The following is a 23,062-nucleotide window of genomic DNA, read 5'->3' as shown; positions in this document are numbered from 1 at the left end:
AGCATAGTAGTATCAAAAAAGCGGTTGGAAAATATTTTCCAACCGCTTTTTTGATGAAAATTTGGAGAATAATCCCAATCCTAAAATTCTGGATGATTCATGTTTATGTTATAGCTCGTGATTAATCTTCGCTAAACGTAAAGTATTACGTCTCTACATAAAAATAATCACTCATTCACTAAATCACCATTCACTCATTAATATTTGGCTGGTTCGCCAGGTTTTGGAAGAGATTTTTTGATGAAAATTCTTAAATCCTCATTCGATTTTTCTAAGTCTTCCTTACGCAAATACATCATGTGACCCGATTTATAGCCTTCCCAGAATAGGCGATCTTTGAATTTACCACTTGGATCCATTTGCCACATCGAGTATTTAGCGTTAAAATAATCACAAGCTCCATCATAATACCCCGATTGCACCAATACCTTTAAATAGGGATTGGTTGCCATTGCTTTGCGCAAATCATAGCCCGTATGGTCATTGCTTCTGTCCCAAGGGTGAACTGGACCAAACATATTATATTTCAAGTCGGTTTTGTACTTCAATTCCTCTCTCAAATACATGTTGATAGGAGGGGTAAACGAGTGTAACCAAGAGTTGAGTTCGGCATTATAATCTACTTTTTCACCACCTTCACGGGCGTCTACACCCAAATAGCGAGAATCCAAGCGACCGACAGTATAGCCCTTATCACGAAGAAGTTCTTTCCAGAATAAATCTAAGGAGATATCTAGGTTATTTTGAAGAATGACAGTTTCTTTCAATCCAGAGTATCTTGCAAACTTTTTCGCAATTGCTTGACGCTTTTCTGGCGCGATAAAGCCGCCTTGTGTAATAGCGGGTAGTAATTCCTCAACTGTGAATTTTTCTACTTCTGGAAGCATATCTTCCAGCTTTTTGTTTTGTAAACTTGATTCCAAAACTTTGTGATGCCAAGCCGTTGCCGCAAAATAAGGGAGTTTTAAGCTAGTTTCTACTGGACCTTCACGTGTGATACCCAAGTCTGTTGGAGAAACCAAAATAACACCATTCAAATACATCCATTGAGACTCTTGTAGTGCATTGGCTAAGCCCGAAACGCGTGTTGTGCCATAACTTTCGCCAATCAAGAACTTTGGTGAAGCCCAACGATTGTTGCGATTGACAAAAGTGCCAATCCATTCTGCTAGGTATTTAATATCTGCGTTGATTCCAAAGAAATTTGATTTTGGAGCGTCTTTGTCAATGATTCTTGAAAAACCAGTATTAACAGGGTCTACGAATACAATATCAGCAACATCCAAAATAGAGTAGGGGTTGTCTTTGATACCATAAGGTTGAATAGGATAACCTTCATCATCAATCTTCAAAATACGGGGACCTGTGTATGCAATGTGCATCCAAACTGAGGCAGAGCCAGGGCCACCATTGAAAGAAATAACCAAAGGGCGAGTGGCTTTATCTTTTACATCAGTTCTTTCATAATAAGTATAAAACAAGGATGCCTGAATTTTGGCATCATCGTTCCATACAGGGATTGTACCTGCTAAAGCCTTGTATGGTACTTTTTGACCTTTTATCGTTACTTCGTTGGTTGTAACTACATACGAATCAGGATTGAGTGTGCGACTACCATTATTGGGCTTATCTTCTACTGTAGTAAAGAGAGGAGCATTTTCTTTAGGAGTAGGTTTTTGTTGAGCTTGGACAAAAAGCGATGTCCCTAAGCAAAAACTCAGGAGGTAAAGTGTTTTTTTCATAAGGTTTGTTGAATGTGAAAAAATGGGTTTATAACAAAAATACAAAAGATTAGCAGAATGACAAGTAGGATTTGTGCTTGTGGGATATAGTCTTGTAGAGTTTAGAGCAGGGATTATTTTGAAATAGCTATAAATTAAGTTTCCCTCATATATTTAAACAAAAACTAATTTTTATAGATGTTTTGTACGAACATTAAATTTTTCTCAAAATTACTTTTCTTTAAAAATACCTATAAATTGCAAACGAGGCTTTCAAAAGTTAGCCTATATTTTCACTCTTTTCAAAAATACGTATGAAAAACAAAATTCAAATACTTGTATCTCTTTTAGCTGTACTTATGTCTGCGCTTGGAGCTATTGCTCAAACCACAAAGATTCCTTATCACACAGGGGATAACTACTTTATTAAAAATACTGTTACAGAAGACAAACTTGTTAATCCTATTATTACCGATGCGTTGAAGTTTTCGGAAATTTTTGGAATGGCAACTGTCATGGGGCCTAAAGGTACACCCACCTCTATAGATTTCAAAAAAGAGTTTGTGATTGCTATTTTTCAAAAGGCTTCTGATTTTGAATTGAGCTATAGAGCAGTGAGTTTATCTCAAATAGCACCTAAAAAATTACAATTAACATATGAAGAAAAATGGGGCAAAAAACTTAGTTTTACCATGCGACCATTTTTGTTATTGGTAGTTGATAAGAAATATTTGGGAGAATTGAAGTTGAAAGTATTAAAGAAATAGCTTTAGCAGAAAACTCATTTCAAAAACTAACATTTGTCATTATTTATAGGTACTTCGAAGGGTAATTTTGAGCCAAAAGGTTCATCATTACCCTTTTTGATTTTCTGATATAAACTCACGAGTTATGACACGTTCTAATACATTTAATTGGGGTGGCGCAATTGTACTGTCCTTTGTAGTTTTTGCTGGATTTATAGGCACAATGGTTTACCGAATGATATCACAAAGAGTTGACCTTGTAGCTGACAATTATTATCAACAAGAAGAAGTATACCAAAAACAAATTGAGAGAATACAACATACTTCACTTTTAAAGCAAAAATCGTCAATGACTTATTCAGTTCCAGATCAAATCATTCGAATAGCCTTGCCTACTTCAGTGAAAAAAGGTGAGGTGACTTTTTTCAGACCATCTGACAAAAATCTTGATTTTTCGGTGCCTGTATTGGCACAAAGTAATTCGCTTGTGACAATTCCTACGACTAATCTCAAAAAAGGACTTTGGAAAATCCAAACGACTTGGACGGATGGGCGTGAGGAGTATTATTTAGAAGATGAAGTAGTTATAAAGTAAGCACATAGTGGTTACTTTTAGATACTTGATAGGGCAATCTATTTTAGGCAAGGACAAATTCACCAGTCACGATTCACAACTTATCATTCAGCATTAAAACGTATGTTGTCTTCAACCTTATTTTCGGTCGCTTTAATTACAGGCTTTGTAGGAAGTTTGCATTGTGTGGGTATGTGTGGACCAATAGCCGTGGCTTTACCGATTGGAGGAATGAGTCCTTTAAAAGCATTAATCGCACGGATGAGTTATCATATCGGACGTCTATCTGCCTACATGAGTTTGGGATATGTTTTTGGGTATTTTGGTTGGGGAGTTCGCTGGGCAGGAATGCAACAGTGGCTATCTATAGCGATAGGTTTAATGATGTTGACATTAGTGTTTTTTCAGCACAATTTGGGAATATCAGCTATACAGGGATTGTGGGGAAAATTGAAAAAAACTGCATCAAAAGTAATTCAGCAAAAGTCATTGATAGGTTTTGGAACGCTAGGTTTGCTAAATGGATATTTACCTTGTGGGATTTTGTACATCGCTTTGGCTGGTGCTGCTGCTACATCAACGCCAATACAAGGTAGTATTTACATGTTGATGTATGGTCTAGGAACAGTGCCTGCACTACTTTTAGTAAGTTATTTGCCACATTTATTAAAAGGAACATTTCGTTTAAAATTTCAAAAAATAGTTCCAGTTTACACCTTTGTATTGGCGGTGTTTTTTGTGCTTAGAGGCTTAAATTTGGGTATTCCGTATCTTAGTCCATATTTTGATAAAAATCCTGAATCAAAAGAAATACCTATTTGTCATACTAGAGCAAAAAATTAAATTACGGCTGTAGGAAGGATTTTACACAACCTACAGCCATAATTTACAAATATGATTATACTAATTCTGTCTCGCCTAAGGCTACTACTACTGATGATGCAGTTTTTACCTGATATGCCTCAGTTCCGACGTTAATAGTAATATCTCCACCTTCAAGATTTTCGATAGTTACGTTATCTGAAGTAGTAATAATATTAAGAATGTTATTTCTAAATCTGATTTTGAAGGCAAACGATTTCCAGTTTTCTGGCACAAACGGATTCAAATGTACTTGTCCACCTCTCACGCGCATTCCTCCAAATCCTTTAATCACAGACATCCATGTACCAGCCATTGAAGTAATGTGCAAACCATCTTCAGTATCATTATTGTAGTCATCTAAATCAAGACGAGCCGAACGCTGATAGAATTCATAACTGCGTGGTTTATCACCTAATTTAGCTGCAATGATTGAGTGAACACATGGACTCAATGAAGACTCATGAACTGTCATTGGCTCATAGAATTCGTAGTTGCGACGAATCGTGTCAATATCAAAATCGTCCTCGAAGAAATAGATTCCCTGTAAAACGTCTGCTTGTTTGATAAAACAAGAACGAAGGATTCTATCCCAAGACCATTTTTGGTTGATTGGGCGCTCTGAAGCTGCAAGGTCTTTTACCTGAATTAATTCTTTGTCTAAGAATCCATCTTGTTGTAAATAAATACCCAATTCTTTGTCCTCTGCCAAATACATATTGTCGATGATATGCTGGAACTTACCAAATTCCGCCTCCTCATTCAAATTCAATACATCTACTAACTCAGCATAACGAGCACTATCGGTTGACTTGATATATTCTGCTACTTCTTTAGCATATTTCAAACACCAAACTGCAATGTAACTTGTGTACCAGTTGTTATTTACATTGTTTTCATATTCGTTTGGACCTGTTACGCCAAGCATTACATATTGCTTTTTAGCAATAGACCAGTTGACACGCTGAGCCCAAAAACGAGCAATTCCCAACAATACTTCAAAACCGTACTCTGTTAGGTATGATTTGTCATCAGTATAGTTGATATAGTCGTAAATGGCATAAGCGATTGCTCCGTTACGGTGGATTTCTTCAAAAGTAATTTCCCATTCGTTGTGACACTCTTCACCGTTCATGGTTACCATTGGGTACAAAGCAGCGCCATCTTTAAACCCTAATTTACCAGCATTCTCGATAGCACGCCCCAATTGTTTCCAGCGATATACCAACAAATTACGAGCGACTTGTGCGTCGGAAGTTGCCATATAGAATGGAATACAATAAGCTTCAGTGTCCCAATACGTTGAGCCTCCGTATTTTTCACCAGTAAATCCTTTTGGACCAATATTTAATCGAGCATCTTCGCCTGAATAAGTTTGGTTCAATTGGAAAATATTGAAACGAATACCTTGTTGTGCAGCCACATCGCCTTCAATAACGATGTCGTTTATATGCCATTTAGATATCCATTTTTCTGCTTGTTCAGCCAACATTTTATCATAACCCTTTGCAGAAACTTTTGCTAAATATGCTTTTGCCGCTGGCAGAAGTTCTTCTATTGCATAGTTTTCTGAAGAAAGATTACAAGCATATTTAATCAAAGTAGTTTCTTGACCCGAAATAACATCTAAGCTTACTTGGCTTGCAACGTATTTTTCCGCTTTGATTGGAAAACTTTGAAAATCAACCGATTTACCATCTTGAAGAATTTCAAATTTCTGACCAGTTACTACATGGAAACCAGTTTTTTTAGTACGAAGCTCGATGTAACCTTCAGCAAAAGCAGTTTCGCGATGAATTTCATCCCAGAACTTTTCGTCATAATTGGCATCCTTATTCTTGATATCACCGTCGATAAATGGAGTAAGAGTAAGTTTACCATCAAAATTCAAAGGCGTAATCGAGTAGCTAAAAGCGCCTGATTCGTCGTCAACGATTGAGTTAAATCTTTTTGTATATACTTTGATTTGTTTTCCACTAGCCAAAGTTGCGATAAAAGAGCGCTCCAAGTATCCCTCTCTCATGTTGAGTACACGACGGAAATCAGCTACTTCGCAACGATTCAAATCTAACTCTTCTCCATCAATTTCGACCTTGATACCAATCCAGTTGGCAGCATTCAATACTTTTGCGAAATATTCAGGATAACCATTCTTCCACCAACCCACACGGGTTTTGTCAGGGTAGTACACACCAGCTACATAATTTCCTTGAAGAGTTTTTCCTGTGAAGGTTTCTTCAAAGTTACCGCGCTGGCCCATACGTCCATTTCCTAGGGAGCAAACTGACTCTGTGATTTCGTTGTATTCACGGTGAAATCCTTCTTCAATTATGCACCATTCGTCATGTTTTAAGTAGTTTTTCATTGTATTATAATGGATGGTTAATGGCAATGTATCTAACTATTTCCAATTCTTCAATACTTTAGTATATCTTTTTCACGCAAGTTCTTGGAAATGTACAATTCCTTAAGTTGATTATTTTATTAGTCTGCTAAATTACTTCAATTGTAGAAAATTGTCCTTGCTGTGCTAGGGTGTTTTTTTGAATTTTGGTACGATGAGATTTTACTGTTTTTTACTAATATTATCGTAAGGTACTGAAAATGAAAGAGGGTAACCAACAAGGGTTACCCTCACAAGGGCTAGATTGTATTCAAAATATACAGAATTGATTGTATTAGAATGAAATTACACCTGAAGTAATTGCTCAACCGAAAAACCTTCAAAAGTAGAAATGACAATATCTGCCTCTGTTAAAATATCTGCTGAACCAACGCCTACGGCTTTCATACCACCTGCTTTGGCAGCTTGTACACCTGCCACAGCATCTTCAAATACAACACATTCTGTAGGTTGTACGCCTGTAGCTTCAGCTCCCATCAAAAACACCTGAGGGTCTGGTTTTCCATTAGTGATATTATTACCATCGATAATGGCGTCGAAATAGTCTAGCATTTGGATTTTTTCCAAAATTAATTTAGAATTTTTACTGGCAGAACCTAGTGCGATTTTGATACCATTTTCACGCAATGATTTCAAAAAATCTGGTACGCCTGGTAAGACTTCGTTGGGAGTCATTTGCATAACCAAGTCTAAATACCATTGATTTTTTTTGGTAGCCCATGCTATTTTTTCCTCTTCGGTTAGCGATACACCTCCCCAATTTAGAATCAATTCGAGTGATTCCATGCGACTGATTCCTTTCAACTGCTCGTTTTGGTGTTCTGTAAAATCAAAACCCAACTCGTTGGCTAATCTTCTCCAAGCCTGAAAATGATATACTGCTGTATCGACAATTACGCCATCTAAGTCAAAAAGGCACGCTTTTACTGTTGTCATTGTTTAAAAGTTTGGTTAATGGAAAAAAGAGAGGTTGGGAATAATAACATTCCCAACCTTTTCTAAATATTTATCATTACAAAGTTACAAGGAGTATCGATTAGAAAGACACTGAGGAATAGAGAATATTTCAGAGGTCGGATATTTGATTTCGGATTTATAAAAAAATCTCATTAAAAATCAAAACTTAAGTCTTAATTGTAACAATGAAATTTTATTAGACCCAATTCCTTTCCTTCACTTCTTCATTCCTATAAAAAACTACTTTTTCAACTCAATTACTTGAATTGACATAGCTGGAACCTTGATTTTTGGCAAAGAAGAAACGGTATTACCTGAGATAACCTCTTTACCAGAAGTAAAGCCTCCCATAATTTCAGCAAAACGGTCGGTTGATAGCTCTTTCTCGTCCTTATTTTGACTCATGATTACCATTACGGTTTGTTGTGCATCGTATCTGAAATATACATACATGCCGTTTTGTGGTAAAAACTGCATCAATTTCCCTGTAGTTAGTGCTGAAGAGTTCTTACGGAAATTGGCTAAAGTTTTTACAAAATTAAACGCTTCATTCTCTTTCTCATTTCGTCCATTAGCTGTGAATTTACTCACTGCGTCTTCAGCCCAACCGCCAGGAAAGTCTTGACGAACTTCTGCATCAGAAGGATTTTTGAAATTCTTCATTAATACTTCCGTTCCGTAATACAAATGTGGAGTTCCACGTGTGGTCAATAGGAAACCTAAACCTAATTTGTATTTGTTCAAATCTTCCCCAATAACTGAGAAATAGCGGTCTTGGTCATGATTATCAACGAAGGTCATATTCAAATCAGGATTTTGATACAAAGCATCCATCGACAAAACTTGATAGAGGCGATTGAAGCCTTTTCCCCAATCAAAATTTTGATTTAAAGCATCGTTGATAGCCGTTTGCAATACAAAATCATTTGCTGAAGGCAAATTGCTCTTGAAAGGCAAATTGATATTGTTTCTCACATGATATACCTGACTGTAGATATTTTGTACAGCATTTTCACCTGTGATAAACATATCTGGATACTCCTCAAAAAGAGCGGCATTACAACGGTTCATAAATGGTAAATCATTGTACTGGTAAGTGTCGACACGCCAGCCATCGATACCAAAATACTCCACAGTCCAAAGAGCATGCTGAATTAGATAGTTTGCTACAAAAGCGTTATTTTGATTTAAGTCTGGCAAGAATGGTACAAACCAACCACTTTGCTGAACCTTAAAGTCAGATTTATTCCCGTGCAAAACATCAACAACGGGCTCATCACGATATGAAGTATTGGTATAAGTGTCCCATTGATTCAACCAATCTTTTGATGGCATATCCTTCAAAATCCAGTGGTTGATACCCACGTGGTTGTACACTGCATCTTGAATCACTTTCAAGCCTTTTTTGTGTGCTTCAGTGACCATTTCCAAATAAGCTGCATTGCCTCCCAAACGACGGTCAACATTATATTGGTCGGTAAAACCATAGCCGTGATAAGCAGAACGCATTGCACCACCCTCGTTGGTTTGAGGCTGGTCATTTTCAATTACGGGATTCAACCAAAGAGTCGTAGCGCCTAACTCTTTGAAATAATCAAGATGTTGGGTAACTCCCTTTAAGTCGCCACCATGGCGGGCAAAAGGATTTTTACGATCCGAAACCTTATCGGCCATATCCTCAAACTTATCATTACTTGGGTCGCCATTGGCAAAACGGTCGGGTAATATCAAATAAATAAAGTCTTTAGAATTGACAGTTTGAGGCTTTTTATCACGAACACGCAATTCAAAAGGCTGTGTAATTTTTACCACTTGGTCTATAGCCTTCTTCTTTCCTTTCTGTACCTGAATGGTCTTAGTCATTTCTACGTTTAATGTACCCGCTTTTGTTTCAGGAGCAATTGTCAAATCAAGAAATAAATAATTTGGATTCTCTACAGTATTTACTTTTTGAAGCGTAACGCCAGGATAATTGATTTTGACATCGGCGCCTTTCAAGTTTTTACCATATACCAATAATTGCAAAGATGGGTTTTTCATGCCCACCCACCAGTTTGTAGGGTTTACACGTTGGATACTTGGTGTTTGAGCGATACCCAAAAAAGTACTTCCCAAAAGCACCAAGGATAGAATTGTTTTTTTCATGTTTATAAAGAGATGGTTAATGGAAAAATGAGTCATTAAGCTATTGGCAATGAGCAGCAAGGCAGAAAATGTAAATACAATTAAACATTTCTAAAATACAAAAAAAATTACTCAAGATGCCTGATGACAACTTTAAAAGTTTGCAATTTTTCAAATAAAATGAAGAAAATCCTAATAATAAAATCTTAAATTCGAGCAAAATTATCACAAAGCTATTAGCTACTTAAATGAATTGAATCTGTGCTAAACTGTGCTAATAGCCAAATATTATTCTAAAAATGCTTAAAAAACACTTCATTTTCCTAACAATATTGGGATGCATATTTCTGAATTGGGCATCCTTCTCGCAAACTAAAAAACGTCCGAAAACTCAAGTTTTGGTCAACAAGAATAATTCTAGTAAATTAAAGAATAAAGATAAATCCCTGACAAAAACTAAATCAAGCGAGAAAACGAAAATTATGACCCAGAAAAACGACAAGTTAGTAATTCTACAGATGATGTTCCACTTGTGGGGCAATACCAATTCAACCAACAAAATGAATGGTTCGGCTGCCGAAAATGGTGTGACTAAATTCAAAGACATCAACGATAAAGCGTTGAAAGAATTGAAAAAATTTGGCTACTCACATCTGTACATGACTGGTCTTATTGAGCATGCTACGATGGAAGATTTAACGGCGTTGGGTATTCCAAAAGACCATCCAGATGTAGTAAAAGGCCGTTGTGGTTCACCATTTGCTATCAAGGATTATTATGACGTAAACCCATTTTTTGCAACAGATCCTAGCAAAAGAATGGAAGAATTTGAGGCGATGGTAGCTCGTGTTCACAAAAATGGACTAAAGGTAGTAATGGACTTTGTACCCAACCACGTGGCACGTGTGTATCGCTCAGACATGAAGCCTGCGGGTGTACGTGACTTTGGTCAAGATGATGACGTAAATAAAGGCTTTGACCCACATAATAACTTTTACTATCTCCCTCATACTCAGTTCCAAATCCCTGATGGAGTAAACTCTCCTGTCAAACCAGAAGGTCCGTATATTGAGTCGCCTGCAAAAGCCTCGGGTAACGATGTATTTTCGTCAAAACCAACAATTGATGACTGGTTTGAAACGGTAAAATTGAATTATGGTGTAGATATTCTCAACGGACGTAGTCGTCATTTTGATCCAGTTCCATCTACTTGGATTAAGATGGTTGAAATCTTAAAATATTGGTCTGCCAAAGGTGTTGATGGTTTTAGATGTGATATGGCCGAAATGGTACCTGTAGAGTTTTGGCAGTATGCAACTTCAGCCATTAAAAAAGAGTATCCAGAAATGGTATTCATTGCAGAAATCTACAACCCTCGTGAATACCACAATTATATCAAGGTTGGAGGATTTGACTATTTGTATGACAAAGTTGGTTTGTATGATGGACTAAGAAGATTGGTTGAGCAAAAACATGAAGCAACCGTAGAAGATATTACTCGCGTTTGGCAACATGAATCAGGGGATATTTCTGAGCACATGTTACGTTTCTTAGAAAATCACGATGAGCAACGTGTCAATACACCAGCATTTGCCAAAGGAAATCCATTCGCAGCAGTACCTGCCATGGTCGTTACAGCCACGCTTCACACAGGACCAGTGATGATTTACTTTGGTCAAGAACTAGGAGAAAAAGCAGATGGAAAAGAAGGTTTCAACCAAGCCGATGACCGTACCACAATGTTTGATTTCTGGGGAGTTCCTTCCCATCAGGCATGGATGAATGGAGGTAAATTTGATGGCGCAGGCTTAACCGAGGAACAAAAGAATTTACAAGCATTCTATAAAGGCTTATTGAAATTTGTCAATGGTTCTGAAGCTGTGCAAAAAGGAGCATTCTTTGATCTTCAATACATACAAAATCATGATTACGACCGTCGTAAGGTATATTCTTATTTACGATATAGCGAAAATCAAAAGCTTTTGGTTGTATGTAATTTTGATCATTATCAAGAAAAAAACATCAACCTTCATATTCCTGAAGGTGCTTGGACAGCCATGGGATTGGATCCACAAGGAAATTGTACAATGAAAGGTGTTTATGAAGCTAAAGGCTCACAAAAAATTAATGCTAAAGAAAATATCTCTATCAAAGTAGCGCCAAACACTGCGGTGATTTATGAAATTTCTTCTAAAAAATAGTACATTTGAGAGTGTAGAGTTTTAAATACAACTTATTGGAAAATTAAAACCATTGAATTGATATTCAAAACTTTACACTTTCACCCAATAATCCATTAACCATAAACATGAAAAAAATTAATAAACCCTTCTTGAGTCTGGCGCAGATTATCAATATGAGCGTTGGTTTCTTGGGTATCCAATTTGGCTTTTCGCTTCAAAACGGAAATGCCTCTCGTATTCTTCAAACTTATGGCGCCGATGTAGAACACCTTTCTTGGTTTTGGTTGGCAGCACCACTAACAGGAATGATTGTCCAGCCAATTATTGGACACTATTCGGATACCACTTGGGGACGATTTGGTCGACGAAAACCTTATTTCTTGACAGGAGCTATTTTAGCAGCCGTTGCTTTAGCATTTATGCCGAATGCTTCATTTTTGGCAGGTGTACTTCCTGCGGTAGTTTTGGGAGCAGGCTTTTTGATGTTTATGGATGCCTCTTTCAATATTGCCATGGAGCCATTCAGAGCTTTGGTGGCCGACAACTTGCCTGAAGAACAAAATACAACAGGGTTTTCGGTGCAGACTACCTTAATTGGAATTGGAGCAGTGGCAGGAGGTTTTCTTCCTACGATTCTTAATAAATTTTTCAACGTATCGAATGAATCTATCAATGGAAATGTACAAGATAACGTGATATATTCCTTTTATATTGGTTCTATCGTTATTCTAGCGGCCATTCTTTGGACAATTCTTACTACAAAGGAATATTCCCCTGCTGAAAGAAAATCATTTGGTTTTAATGATGATTTGCATGAACAAAGTAGCTTGAAAGATATATTTAAGGACTTTGTTCAAATGCCAACATCCATGAAACAGCTAGGACTTGTACAATTCTTCTCATGGATTGCGCTCTTTCCCATGTGGGTATATGCTACTCCTGCGATTGCACACCATGTTTACGGTTTACCATTAGCAGATCATAATTCAAAAGCCTTTAATGATGCCGGAGACTGGGTAAGTTCATTATTCGGGATTTACAATGGAGTTGCTGCTGTATTTGCTTTGTCTTTACCTAAAATCGCCTCATTATTGGGCAAAAAGACCACACATGCTTTTTCTTTAGTATGCGGGGGCTTAGGACTAATCTCTATTTTCTTTATCACAAATCCAGATTATTTGATTTTAAGTATGGTGGGTATCGGGTTTGCTTGGGCAAGTATCTTAGCAATGCCTTATGCAATTATCGCAGATAGTATTCCAATTCATAAAATGGGAGTTTATATGGGTATTTTCAACTTCTTTATCACTTTCCCTCAAATTGTAAATAGTATTTTTGGAGGTTGGATTGTTAAAAATGTTTACAATTCGAATGAAATATATGCTTTGGTGATGGCAGGTGTCTTTATGATTTTGGGAGCGGTATCTGTTATGTTTGTGAAAGAAAAACAATCATAAAATTGGAAATAGTTTGTAGGCTTTATAAATCTTGGCTTACGCTGTTAGTAACTAGATTTTAGCGCTATGTCTCTCCATTTTTAATTCGGTAATAGCACAATTAATCAGGATAAGTTTCAAATAAGAAGTTTTAATATTGCGTTAAAGAAAAAAAGCGCAACCATTTTATTACTACTACCGTGTCATTATTTAAAAAAGCATATCTGGGTAAAAGGTTTAAGGCGATTGCCTTAAACCTTTTATTTTGTGGGATTAGTTGGGCAGGAATTGCTCAAGAATCAGACAAAAGTATTTTTGAAGTTACTATTCAAAAAAAGTATAATTCAGAACAAGGTCAAAGGGTGATTGAAATTGCTCAAACATTTTTGGGGAAACCTTATGTAGCAAACACATTAGAAAGCAAAAAAGAAAATTTAGTCGTCAATCTTCGAGAATTTGACTGTTCTACTTTGGTTGAATCCGTATTAGCTATTTCGCTATGCAAAAACAATTCATTTGAGGAGTTCAAGCATAACCTCGAAACGCTTCGCTATCGTTTTGGTCATGTAAATGGCTATGGCTCACGCCTACATTACTTTACAGATTGGCTAAAGGAAAACGAAAGAAAAGGGCTCATCAAAGACCAAACACAGGCTTGTGCTGGAAAGCCCTACAAGAAAAGTGTGTCATTTATGACCTCTCATCTTCCGCTTTATCCTCAACTAGAAGATTATCGTGCGCTTGAAGCAGTGAAAATGGCAGAAATAGAATTGATGCGTAAAAGTTTCTTCTATATCCCCAAAGCTGAAGTGGCGAAAAAAGAGTCTTGTATTCAAAACGGAGATATTATTGCCATCACAACCTCAAAAAGTGGCTTGGATATTTCGCATCAAGGATTTGCGATTGTAGTCAATGGGCGAGTACATTTATTACACGCCTCACAAGATTTGAAAGAAGTCATTATTTCACCAGAACCACTAGCTGAATACTTGGCAAAACACTCTAGTCAGACAGGTATTATGATTTCAAGATTGGTGAAGAAATAACATAAAAAACCTCAATCAGGTAAGTGAGAGATAAAAGCATCTATCATATTACCTGATTGAGGTTTTGATATTGACAAAATTTGACTGCATAGTCTTCAAATCGTTCCTATTTTGTCTGGCTCAACTATTAGAGCACTGTACCTGAAAATGGATATCCGTATCCAAGGTTTTCCAAAATTTCTTCTGGCGTTGCGTCACTTTCTTTGATTTTAATCGAAATATCAGGACTTACTGACAACACTGGTATTCTTGAGTGATTCACCACTTGTTGAGAATAACTTCCTGCCAAGTATTTAGCAAATGAAGTTGTTGTGGAAGTGGTCATCACAATCAAACTTACTCCTTCACTATTTGACATTTCTAACACTTTCCCTGCTAAATTTTCACCAGTATAATTTGCCAATTTGAACTGCTTGTTTTGGCTTTCCAAAAACTTGGTAAATTGCCCTACAAATTCCTCTACTTTTGCTTTATCATCTGGTTTTTCGTGGTCATTCAATCCAACAAGTAACCATTCTGGGTTGTCAGAAGGAGACAATAGCGCCTCAGTTATAGGATATTTGTCCAAAGCACCTAATACCGAGCGAATCGGGAATAAGACTTTGTTGATTCCTTCCCAATGATAATGTGTAGGAATCGTTAAAACTGGACATTTAGCACGTTTTACAACACTGTAAGCATTGGTACCCAATAGGTCATCCAAGCTTGTTTCAGTACCATGACTTCCCATCACCAACAAATCTGCCTCAATCTCCTCTACTGTTTGTACAATTAAAGGGGTTACTTCACCATGTTTCACTATGCTTTCTACCTCCCAATATCCTTTGCCTTTGAAACGGTCATATAGTTTTTCTAACCGATTTTCATGTTCTTTATCAATACTATCTGACGTAATATCAAAAATTAGGCTACCATCTTGAGCAAACATCAAAATTCCGGGCTCAATAATGTGTAGAAGGTAAAGTTTCGCCTGATGTTGTTCTGCAATATTTATAGCAGCTTTTAAGGCATTTTCTGAGGTTAGGCTGAAATCAATAGGTACTAAGATTTTTTCGATTCTCATACGTTCCATAGCACATAAGGGATTTTAATTCAAATACTAATTACAAAATACTAACGAAATGAAGTTACAAAAAATACAATCTGGAATAATTAAAGTTCAATTAAAAAAAAATTAGAAGATTTTAAGAAAAAAACGCCCTCCTGTAACTGATACAGGAGGGCGTTAAAATATCTATAAGCGTAAAAAAAATCTATCTTCTTCTTTTTCTTTTTGATTTAGATACAATTTTTTTGCTGGCAGCCGATTTGTATTGAGACTCTAATTCGGAGATACGTGCTTTGGTAGCTTCTACTTGTTCTTTGTTTGACTTGTCCAAAACCTCATAACTTGCTGAAAGTTGGTTATAGTCAGTCAACAAACGATTATAGCGTTCTGACAAGCTTTCCATGGTTTCTTTACCATCTTCTTGGCATTTTACGTAATCTTCTGTTTTCTTTTTGAACTGACTTTCGAGACTAAAGCGAAAACTACTAAGTTCTACATTTTCTTCTCTTTCCTTCTTCAAAGTGTTTTCTAATTGAGCGGCTTGTTGTTGCAAAGCAACTAATTGTTTCGATTCGGTACAAGATGTTAGTGTCAAAGCAATAGCACCGATTGAAAGATATTTTATAGAATTATTCATAATCACTTAGAGTTATGCGTTTAATACTGGATTAAAGTTGAATATAGGGAATACGTTCAATTCGAATCCCTAACCTTAGCAAACCAAATAAATAAAGTAAGGTTTCACAAATTTACAATAATGTATTGTGATTACCTTGATTTGCCAATTTTTTGGTACTGAATCCGAAAAAACATCAAAATTTAAAAAATATTCGTGTTAAAAGTGCTACTCTTTGAAAGAATTAATATTCAGTTATCGCTTTTTTCGCTTAAATACCCTTTTTTCTTCTTAATGTGTAAATGAATAGAGCGCTAAATACACTGCTGCACCTGCTACGTACCCCAACAATGCCACAAAGGATATTTTCTTGAAATACCACATAAAGTCGATTTTTTCCATACCCATCACTGCCACACCAGCCGCCGAACCAATGATAAGCATACTACCGCCTGTTCCTGCGCAATAGGCCATAAACTCCCATAATTTGGAATCAGTCGGAAATGTTTGAAGGTCGTACATACCCATTGAGGCCGCTACCAAAGGCACATTATCTATAACAGCCGATGCAATACCAATAATGAATACAATCAAATCTTGATTACCTAGGGTATGATTCATCCACTCAGCAAAATGATGCAATTGTTCAGTACTTTCTAAGGCTGCAATTGCCACCAAAATACCTAGAAAAAACAAGATACTTGGCGTATCTATTTTGCGTAAAGCATGCACTGCCGAGTATTTTGACTTGGTTTCTTCATCTTTGTCTTTATGAATTAGTTCTGACACCAACCATACAGCCCCTAATCCCATCAACATACCCATATAAGGAGGCAAGTGCGTTACAGTTTTGAATATTGGAACAAATAATAAAGCCCCTAAGCCAACTGCAAACATCAAGTTTCTTTCGGTATTAGGCAAACTCATTGTGTTTTCGAGTTTAGTAGAAAACACATTTCCTTTTGACTTTAATGTAAAATGAAGATATATCAGCGGTACAATGAGTGATACCATACTTGGAATCAATAATTGAGAAATTACACCCATAGCCGACACCTGTTTGCCAATCCAAAGCATAGTTGTGGTAACATCACCAAGTGGCGACCATGCACCACCTGCATTGGCTGCAATGACTACTAAACCAACCATTATTTTTCGGGTTTCGCCCGATACCAAGATTTTTCTTAGCAACGAAACCATTACTATAGCAGTAGTTAGATTGTCTAGAACTGCCGACATAAAAAAAGTCAGAATTGCCACAAGCCACATCAAAGTCTTGATATCTTGTGTCTTGATTTTTTGAGTAATAATCGCAAAACCATCATGGGCATCCACCAGTTCAACGATGGTCATGGCTCCTAATAAGAAAAAGACGATTTCGGCAATATCTCCAAGGTGGTGCGACAATTGTTCGCTTACGATATGTATATCGGAAGCACTAAGGGCATAAACAGCCCAACACAAAACACCTGTAAGTAGGGCAGTAGCTGTTTTGTTGATATGGATATTGTGTTCGAGTGTGATTGCTAAATAGCCAATCACAAATATAAGAATCATCAATGTGGTCATTATACGCTAGTTTTATTGAATAAAAAATTGTAGGTTACTGATGTGAGGTTGAGCCTTGTGAATTTTGAACAAATTCATTGAGCTGCTCTTGAAGTTGGTTTTTCTGGGTAATAATAGAGTCATTCAATACTTTATAGTGCGCTAATTGTTGTGAACATGAATTGCTAGAAATACCTAAAAGGATATTGATAATGACAGATAGAAGTAAAAAAGCACTCAGCACAATTACACTAAAAGGTGTTCTTTGTGGAGCAGCTTTTTCCAGTTTGGTGATGAGCTTGAGTTGCATACAAATGTATTGTTTTGTAAAATTATATTTTACAAAACAACTCAACAAGCTTCAACAACTAATGAATAATTCCTTAGAATTTCATTAAATCATTGAAAATAAACAATTTTAAACAAAAATGGCGTAAGCTATTCCACTTACGCCATTTCCTATGATTTAATCCAACCCGTACCAAAAGGTTTATGGGTATTGATAATAAATGTTTTTTTTCTGAAGAATTTCTTATAATTAGAAAATGTACCCTCAAATTCTAATGTTTCAGGGGTCATCTGAGGATGCTGCCCCACTTGCAAAACTTCTTCTAAAGCAATATCATTAATCGACAGATAAGGTATTGAAAGCTTATCGCCCAAGGCAATTGCTTCATTGGCTGTTTTTGAAAAAATAGCTCCTGAATGTGCCTGTGTGATACCATTTACCCATTCGCAAATTTCTTCTGTATCTTGATAAGACATTACAGGCAAAATCGGTGCAAGCGTTTCTTCATTCAGAATTTTCATGCTTGGCTTTACATTAGTAATAATAGTGGGGCGACAATAATAACCACCTTCCCATTTTTCACATTGTCCGATTCCTGTCAATAATTTAGCGCCATTTTCTAAGGCTTCCCATAATTGTCCGTTGATGATATTGATCTGAGGTTCGGCAATAATAGGCCCAATCTGCCCAGATTCAGTAGTGGGATATGCCAAACGTATGAGATTAGCCTTACCAACCAATCTTGACAGAAACAGATGATACACGTTGCGGTGAACATATACTCTTTCTATAGAAGAAGAAGATTGTCCTGCGTTCCAAAAACCTCCTAATAAGATTGCCGAAGAAGCATTTTCTAAATCTGCTGTTTCGGTAATAATAACGGTATTTTTTAAGCCATGCTGAATAGAAGAAGGCTTGAACAGTTTATGAGCAATGTCGGAAACTTGCCTTGCTTCGGTGGCAGTACCATTATAACATACAAAATCGGAGTTAGAACAAAGGGGCTCTAAAATATCATCTGTACCTTCCACGATAGAAAGAACCTCTCTTAACCCTCTTGTGCGATGAATGGTATGATTGAGCGTTCTGACAAATCTTGGAGTAACACAACTTGGCTTAGCGATTACAGCACTACCAGCCAGTAGCGCAGGAATAATCTCTTTCATTAAGTGAGCAAAAGGGAAACACCAACCACTAATAACTCCTACCAGAGGAAAAGGCTCATAGTGATTTTGGAGTTTTAGCACAGGAATAGAAGTAGATAAACTCTCTGGTTCTCGCAAAATCTTTTTGGCTATTTCACACCAGCTATCGATAGCACGAAGTACATAATTTAGCTCTTTCTCTGATTCGGTCTTTCTTCCTGTATCGTCTATTAAGGATTCTAATAAATCCGTAGAGTAGTCTTCAATTAATGTGTGCCACTGTTGAAGAACCCTTACTCGCTGTTCGATTCCTTTGGCCAACCAACCAGGTTGCGAAGCCCTCAATGAAATCGTTCTAGAACGCACACCGTTTGCATCTACTGGTTGTATCGAAAAATCAAATTTGCCAGTTCTGGGATTTCTTATTTCCATAAAATTTTATGCTAAAAATTAAGCTTTTGGACAAAACTACATGATTGCTTTGCCTCTCTATTCTGACAAAATTAACTATTTAGATTTTTCCTATTGGGAAAACCTAGAATTTAAACTTTCTTTTTTCTCGAAAAAAATACTAATACTGTTGCGACAATACACAATGTTAGCATAACCTCGAAAGAGGTCGCATACGAACCTGTAGAAGCACGAAGCTGCCCGATAGTTCGAATACCAATGCTTCCCGCTAGGGTGTCAATCATGGTAAATACTCCCAAAATCAAACCATAAGATTTGCCTGCGTAATGTTCTGCTATCAATAACTGAATCATAGTAAAAGCACCTGAGTATCCCATTCCCAGCACAATAGCTGAGATAGCTAACAGGTCAGTATTTATTAGGCACGTCTTTAAAAGCAAAACACCAATTCCCAATACTGCTATAGACGCAAGCATCGCATCTTTTTTACGAATTTTATCGCTGATATACCCAAATACAATTTTTCCAATAATACTAAAAAAGAAAAATAAAGAGGCAAAGTTCGCTGTTTGCGAAGGTATTAAATGAAGGTCAGTTAAAAATAGATCCTTATTGAACAAAATACCATTGATACAGAACCACAAAGCTGCTGTGGCTATCAATAGCGTAAAAAATGTTGGTTGACGAAGTGCTTCAGATAGGGTCAAATCCTGTTGATGGTGATTTTTAGATGTCCATTCATATTGAAATTCCTCTTCTGTAGGGCGATTTTTTAATAGAAATTGTGCCAAAAGAATAATTCCAACCACAGGAATCCCTACGTAAGTGGCTGCTGTTCGCCATCCACCAGTTTCTAAAAAATGCCCTGAAGGCTTACTTAAAATTGTAGCTCCAAGACTAGAAGCATTCAGAAATAACCCTAACGCAATGCCTCGGTGCTTGTCGAACCAGCGACTAATCAAATATACACTCGGTATGACTCCTCCTAAGCTTAATGCTACTCCAAAAAATAAATAGTACCATTTAAACTGTTCGAAGGTACTTATCTTGGACAACGAAAGAAACAGTATCGACATAATGAATGCCGCTATACCGAGGATAACTCTTGGCGCAAATCTATCCAACAACCACCCACAAAAGGGAGAGCACAGCGCCAATATCAAATACATATTACTAGGTGCTTGGGTAATAACACCTTTGGTCAAGGCTAATTCTTCTGAAATACTTGGGTAAAAAAGAGGGATAGTATAAATACCAAATCCATTAGACCCAATATACATTAAAGACAAACCCAGCAATACCCACCATCCACGATAGAATTTGTTCATTCCTGTAAAAACTTTCATTTGTTTCAAAATTAGTCTAACACTTTAGCATAAAAAGTGGGCAAATCTTTACGTTTTGGCAACATTTTTGAATTAAGGAAGCCTACAGAGCGTAAACCGTTTGAACCTTCGTTCGATGATGTCAATAAAATTGTTAAATTTTGAGAATTTGTATTTAATTTAATTTTTAAAGGTTCATAGTCTTCCATTTCTACTAATAAAATTGTAGTGGTACTTTCAGTACGAAGACTAAACTTACCTTTAATATCTGAGAGGGTTGCACGTTCGGTTCCGCCTTTAACAGTAATATTTACGCCTTGGATTGGTTGTTGACTATCGCCGTCCAAAATACGCCCTGTTAAGATTTTTTGCGCGAAGCTAGAATTGGTTAAAAAAAGGAATGAAAATAACAATAGTAGGTTTTTCATGGTGCTAAATAATTTGAAACTTAATGTAAAATTAACAGTCATAATGGCGAAAGTAGCCAATTTAGATAGAATTATCCGAATCCATAACATATAAAACTGACATTGTTGGATGATTTAAAGTCATTTTAGATGATTCTCATACAACAAATTTCTATTAATTAATTGTAGTACAAAGGATTGCATTTTTCTTACAAAGACTACACCACAAGAAAGATAAAAACATTTATGGGCAAATTTGATAAAACAAGCGTGTACTAAGTAACGATGGCAAACATTACAAAAGAATTTGACAAAAAAGAAGCTATTTTGAACGCAACCCTTGAGCTTATATCAAAGCATGGTTTTCATAGCTCTCCTATGTCAGAAGTGGCCAAGCAAGCCAATGTAGCAGCAGGGACCATTTACCACTATTTTAAAAGCAAAGATGAATTAATCTGCGCATTATACGTAAGTCTGAAAGAGAAAACGACGAATCAACTACTCAAAAACGATGATACATCTAAAAATTATAAGGATAGGATTCGTGCGTTTTATCTTCAAAACTTCCATTACTTCACTAAAAACCCCAAAGAATTTTATTTCTTGGAGCAGTTTTCAAACTCTCCGTTTTTACTACAAATTCCTAAAACAGATTTAACTAAGCTTGAACAGCCTATTTACGATTTTTTACGAAAAGCAGTGTTTACACAAGCAGTTCGTGATATTCCGCCCAAAATCATGATATCTTTTGTGATGGGTAGTGTTGGCTCTCTGATTAAATTACAACTATCAGGAGAGTTTCAACTGACAAGCTCTGACCTCGAACTAGCCTTTTTTACTTGTTGGGATGGTATCAAAAAACAATAATAAAAAGTCCTCCGTCATATATCATCAACGGAGGACTTTTTATTATTTGCCTATTAGGTATTGGCTTTTGGTATTGGCAAAATTAACTTTATTTACTGTTTAGATAAACAAAATTGCAAATTTAAAGCTCATTACTCGTCACGTTTACTTTGCTTAATGATTTTTATTAAACTTTTTCATCGCAACATACAAACCTAAAAGAATCAGACCGAAAAAGACCAATGTCATGATTTTTTCCAAACCATCTGGTAACTTTGATTGCAGATATAACATATTACTAGTTGTTGAAAGTATAGGAAATTGTTCGGAGCAAAAATACACAAGCTCCCCCCAATAACCATACATTATCTTTTAAAACATTATTTTGTACTTATGAAACCAATCAAAATTGGCGTAATCAATGTTTCAGACCGTGCAAGTGCCGGTATTTATGAAGACATCCCAGGAAAAGCTGTAGTTGAAACATTAAAAGAATATCTTGTTTCTGAATTTGAAACTGTTTATCGAGTGATTCCTGACGAACAAGAGCTTATTGCTGAAACACTAAAATATATGTCGGATACCGAAGAATGTTGCCTAATCGTAACTACTGGCGGTACTGGTCCAGCCAAAAGAGATGTAACTCCAGAAGCTACTGAGGCTGTTTGTGAAAAAATGATGCCTGGCTTTGGCGAATTGATGCGTACGGAGAGTTTGAAGTATGTTCCTACTGCAATTCTTTCTAGACAAACCGCTGGGATTAGAGGTAAATCTTTGATTATAAATCTTCCAGGGAAGCCCAAGGCAATCCGTCAATGCTTGGATGCAGTATTTCCTGCGGTTCCATATTGTATAGATTTGATAGAAGGACCTTTTTTGGTATGTAATCAGACTATTATGAAAGAGTTTAGACCAAAGTCATAGTGTAAAAATCATCTTTACATACAAATTATACTACAAATGTAGTATTTCAATAGATAAAGTTGATAGGTATCTTTGTACATATCAATCATTGAAATGCACAATCCTCTACAAAGTATACAGGCGATATCTTTTTTGAGAGTTATGTTAGTAGAAATAGACCAGCTATCAAGTGGTACCGATTTACAACTTCTTAGTGTGTGAAAACTTGAAATAGGAAGGCTTTGGCAGAGATAGTTACAAAATGAAGATATTTCAGTTTTACTTAATATAGCATCGACTAGTGTTCATAAATAAAGAAGCTGTTTAAACTTTTCAAAAAACATATTTTATTGATTAGACATTATCACGGTTTCAGAAGTATCATAAAAAAAGGCTTGAATTTTTTAGATTTGTAGTTGCAAAACCAAACAAACTAAAAAAGACGAGCCATGAACAAAATTAACACATTAAC

The 23,062-nt window shown here is 36.4% G+C and carries 19 protein-coding genes; 8 read left to right on the top strand and 11 right to left on the bottom strand.

Annotation, left to right across the window (positions count from 1 at the left end; translation table 11 throughout):
• Positions 1–197: 197 nt before the first annotated feature.
• A complete protein-coding gene (locus QM491_RS21355; RefSeq protein WP_283329562.1) occupies positions 198–1,742 on the bottom strand; it encodes a S10 family peptidase in 1,545 nt (514 codons plus the stop codon).
• Positions 1,743–2,035: 293 nt separating this feature from the next.
• Between QM491_RS21355 and QM491_RS21350 the strand changes: the two genes are divergently transcribed.
• The 3 genes from QM491_RS21350 to QM491_RS21340 all read left to right on the top strand — a co-directional run bounded on the left by QM491_RS21350 (position 2,036) and on the right by QM491_RS21340 (position 3,884).
• On the top strand, positions 2,036–2,488 hold the full coding sequence (locus tag QM491_RS21350; protein ID WP_283329561.1) for a hypothetical protein: 453 nt from the start codon (positions 2,036–2,038) through the stop codon (positions 2,486–2,488).
• Between the two features lie 124 nt (positions 2,489–2,612).
• Positions 2,613–3,062 (top strand): FixH family protein, encoded by a 450-nt coding sequence (locus QM491_RS21345; protein WP_283329560.1) that lies wholly within the window; start codon positions 2,613–2,615, stop codon positions 3,060–3,062.
• 102 nt (positions 3,063–3,164) lie between these two features.
• Positions 3,165–3,884 (top strand): sulfite exporter TauE/SafE family protein, encoded by a 720-nt coding sequence (locus QM491_RS21340; protein WP_283329559.1) that lies wholly within the window; start codon positions 3,165–3,167, stop codon positions 3,882–3,884.
• Between the two features lie 55 nt (positions 3,885–3,939).
• Here the strand turns inward: QM491_RS21340 and QM491_RS21335 are convergent, their stop codons facing one another.
• The 3 genes from QM491_RS21335 to QM491_RS21325 all read right to left on the bottom strand — a co-directional run bounded on the left by QM491_RS21335 (position 3,940) and on the right by QM491_RS21325 (position 9,408).
• Positions 3,940–6,267, bottom strand: coding sequence for a glycoside hydrolase family 65 protein (locus QM491_RS21335; RefSeq protein ID WP_283329558.1), 2,328 nt, complete (start codon positions 6,265–6,267; stop codon positions 3,940–3,942).
• Positions 6,268–6,591: 324 nt separating this feature from the next.
• Positions 6,592–7,242: a beta-phosphoglucomutase gene (gene pgmB, locus QM491_RS21330; protein WP_283329557.1), complete on the bottom strand. Its 651-nt coding sequence runs from the start codon at positions 7,240–7,242 to the stop codon at positions 6,592–6,594.
• 261 nt (positions 7,243–7,503) lie between these two features.
• Positions 7,504–9,408, bottom strand: a complete 1,905-nt coding sequence (locus QM491_RS21325) for a glycoside hydrolase family 13 protein (RefSeq protein WP_283329556.1) — start codon at positions 9,406–9,408, stop codon at positions 7,504–7,506.
• A 461-nt stretch (positions 9,409–9,869) separates the two neighbouring features.
• Between QM491_RS21325 and QM491_RS21320 the strand changes: the two genes are divergently transcribed.
• The 3 genes from QM491_RS21320 to QM491_RS21310 all read left to right on the top strand — a co-directional run bounded on the left by QM491_RS21320 (position 9,870) and on the right by QM491_RS21310 (position 14,052).
• Positions 9,870–11,588 carry an alpha-amylase family glycosyl hydrolase gene (locus QM491_RS21320; RefSeq protein WP_283329555.1) on the top strand — a complete coding sequence of 573 codons (1,719 nt, stop codon included), beginning with the start codon at positions 9,870–9,872 and terminating at the stop codon, positions 11,586–11,588.
• A 107-nt stretch (positions 11,589–11,695) separates the two neighbouring features.
• A complete protein-coding gene (locus QM491_RS21315) occupies positions 11,696–13,027 on the top strand; it encodes an MFS transporter (protein ID WP_283329554.1) in 1,332 nt (443 codons plus the stop codon).
• A gap of 179 nt (positions 13,028–13,206) precedes the next feature.
• Positions 13,207–14,052, top strand: coding sequence for an N-acetylmuramoyl-L-alanine amidase-like domain-containing protein (locus tag QM491_RS21310; RefSeq protein WP_283329553.1), 846 nt, complete (start codon positions 13,207–13,209; stop codon positions 14,050–14,052).
• A 127-nt stretch (positions 14,053–14,179) separates the two neighbouring features.
• On the opposite strand, the gene QM491_RS21305 is transcribed toward QM491_RS21310, so the two are convergent.
• The 7 genes from QM491_RS21305 to QM491_RS21275 form a co-directional block, all read right to left on the bottom strand.
• Positions 14,180–15,124 carry a universal stress protein gene (locus tag QM491_RS21305; protein ID WP_283329552.1) on the bottom strand — a complete coding sequence of 315 codons (945 nt, stop codon included), beginning with the start codon at positions 15,122–15,124 and terminating at the stop codon, positions 14,180–14,182.
• A 181-nt stretch (positions 15,125–15,305) separates the two neighbouring features.
• On the bottom strand, positions 15,306–15,737 hold the full coding sequence (locus QM491_RS21300; RefSeq protein ID WP_166550042.1) for a hypothetical protein: 432 nt from the start codon (positions 15,735–15,737) through the stop codon (positions 15,306–15,308).
• Between the two features lie 270 nt (positions 15,738–16,007).
• Complete coding sequence (nhaD, locus tag QM491_RS21295) at positions 16,008–17,285, bottom strand: sodium:proton antiporter NhaD (protein ID WP_283329551.1); 1,278 nt, start codon at positions 17,283–17,285, stop codon at positions 16,008–16,010.
• Between the two features lie 34 nt (positions 17,286–17,319).
• Positions 17,320–17,574 carry a hypothetical protein gene (locus tag QM491_RS21290; RefSeq protein WP_283329550.1) on the bottom strand — a complete coding sequence of 85 codons (255 nt, stop codon included), beginning with the start codon at positions 17,572–17,574 and terminating at the stop codon, positions 17,320–17,322.
• 149 nt (positions 17,575–17,723) lie between these two features.
• Positions 17,724–19,130, bottom strand: coding sequence for an aldehyde dehydrogenase family protein (locus QM491_RS21285; protein ID WP_283329549.1), 1,407 nt, complete (start codon positions 19,128–19,130; stop codon positions 17,724–17,726).
• Between the two features lie 110 nt (positions 19,131–19,240).
• Positions 19,241–20,455: an MFS transporter gene (locus QM491_RS21280; protein ID WP_283329548.1), complete on the bottom strand. Its 1,215-nt coding sequence runs from the start codon at positions 20,453–20,455 to the stop codon at positions 19,241–19,243.
• 11 nt (positions 20,456–20,466) lie between these two features.
• Positions 20,467–20,862: a carboxypeptidase-like regulatory domain-containing protein gene (locus tag QM491_RS21275; RefSeq protein ID WP_283329547.1), complete on the bottom strand. Its 396-nt coding sequence runs from the start codon at positions 20,860–20,862 to the stop codon at positions 20,467–20,469.
• Positions 20,863–21,126: 264 nt separating this feature from the next.
• Between QM491_RS21275 and QM491_RS21270 the strand changes: the two genes are divergently transcribed.
• Both QM491_RS21270 and mog read left to right on the top strand, forming a co-directional pair.
• Positions 21,127–21,708 carry a TetR/AcrR family transcriptional regulator gene (locus QM491_RS21270; protein ID WP_283329546.1) on the top strand — a complete coding sequence of 194 codons (582 nt, stop codon included), beginning with the start codon at positions 21,127–21,129 and terminating at the stop codon, positions 21,706–21,708.
• A gap of 372 nt (positions 21,709–22,080) precedes the next feature.
• On the top strand, positions 22,081–22,611 hold the full coding sequence (gene mog, locus QM491_RS21265; protein WP_283329545.1) for a molybdopterin adenylyltransferase: 531 nt from the start codon (positions 22,081–22,083) through the stop codon (positions 22,609–22,611).
• Positions 22,612–23,062: the final 451 nt, after the last annotated feature.

The sequence above is a fragment of the Flectobacillus longus genome (assembly GCF_030056705.1).
GTDB classification, from domain to species: Bacteria; Bacteroidota; Bacteroidia; order Cytophagales; family Spirosomataceae; genus Flectobacillus; species Flectobacillus longus.
The sequence above is the reverse complement of the archived record's forward strand: the minus strand, read 5'-3'. Positions and strand labels throughout refer to the sequence as shown.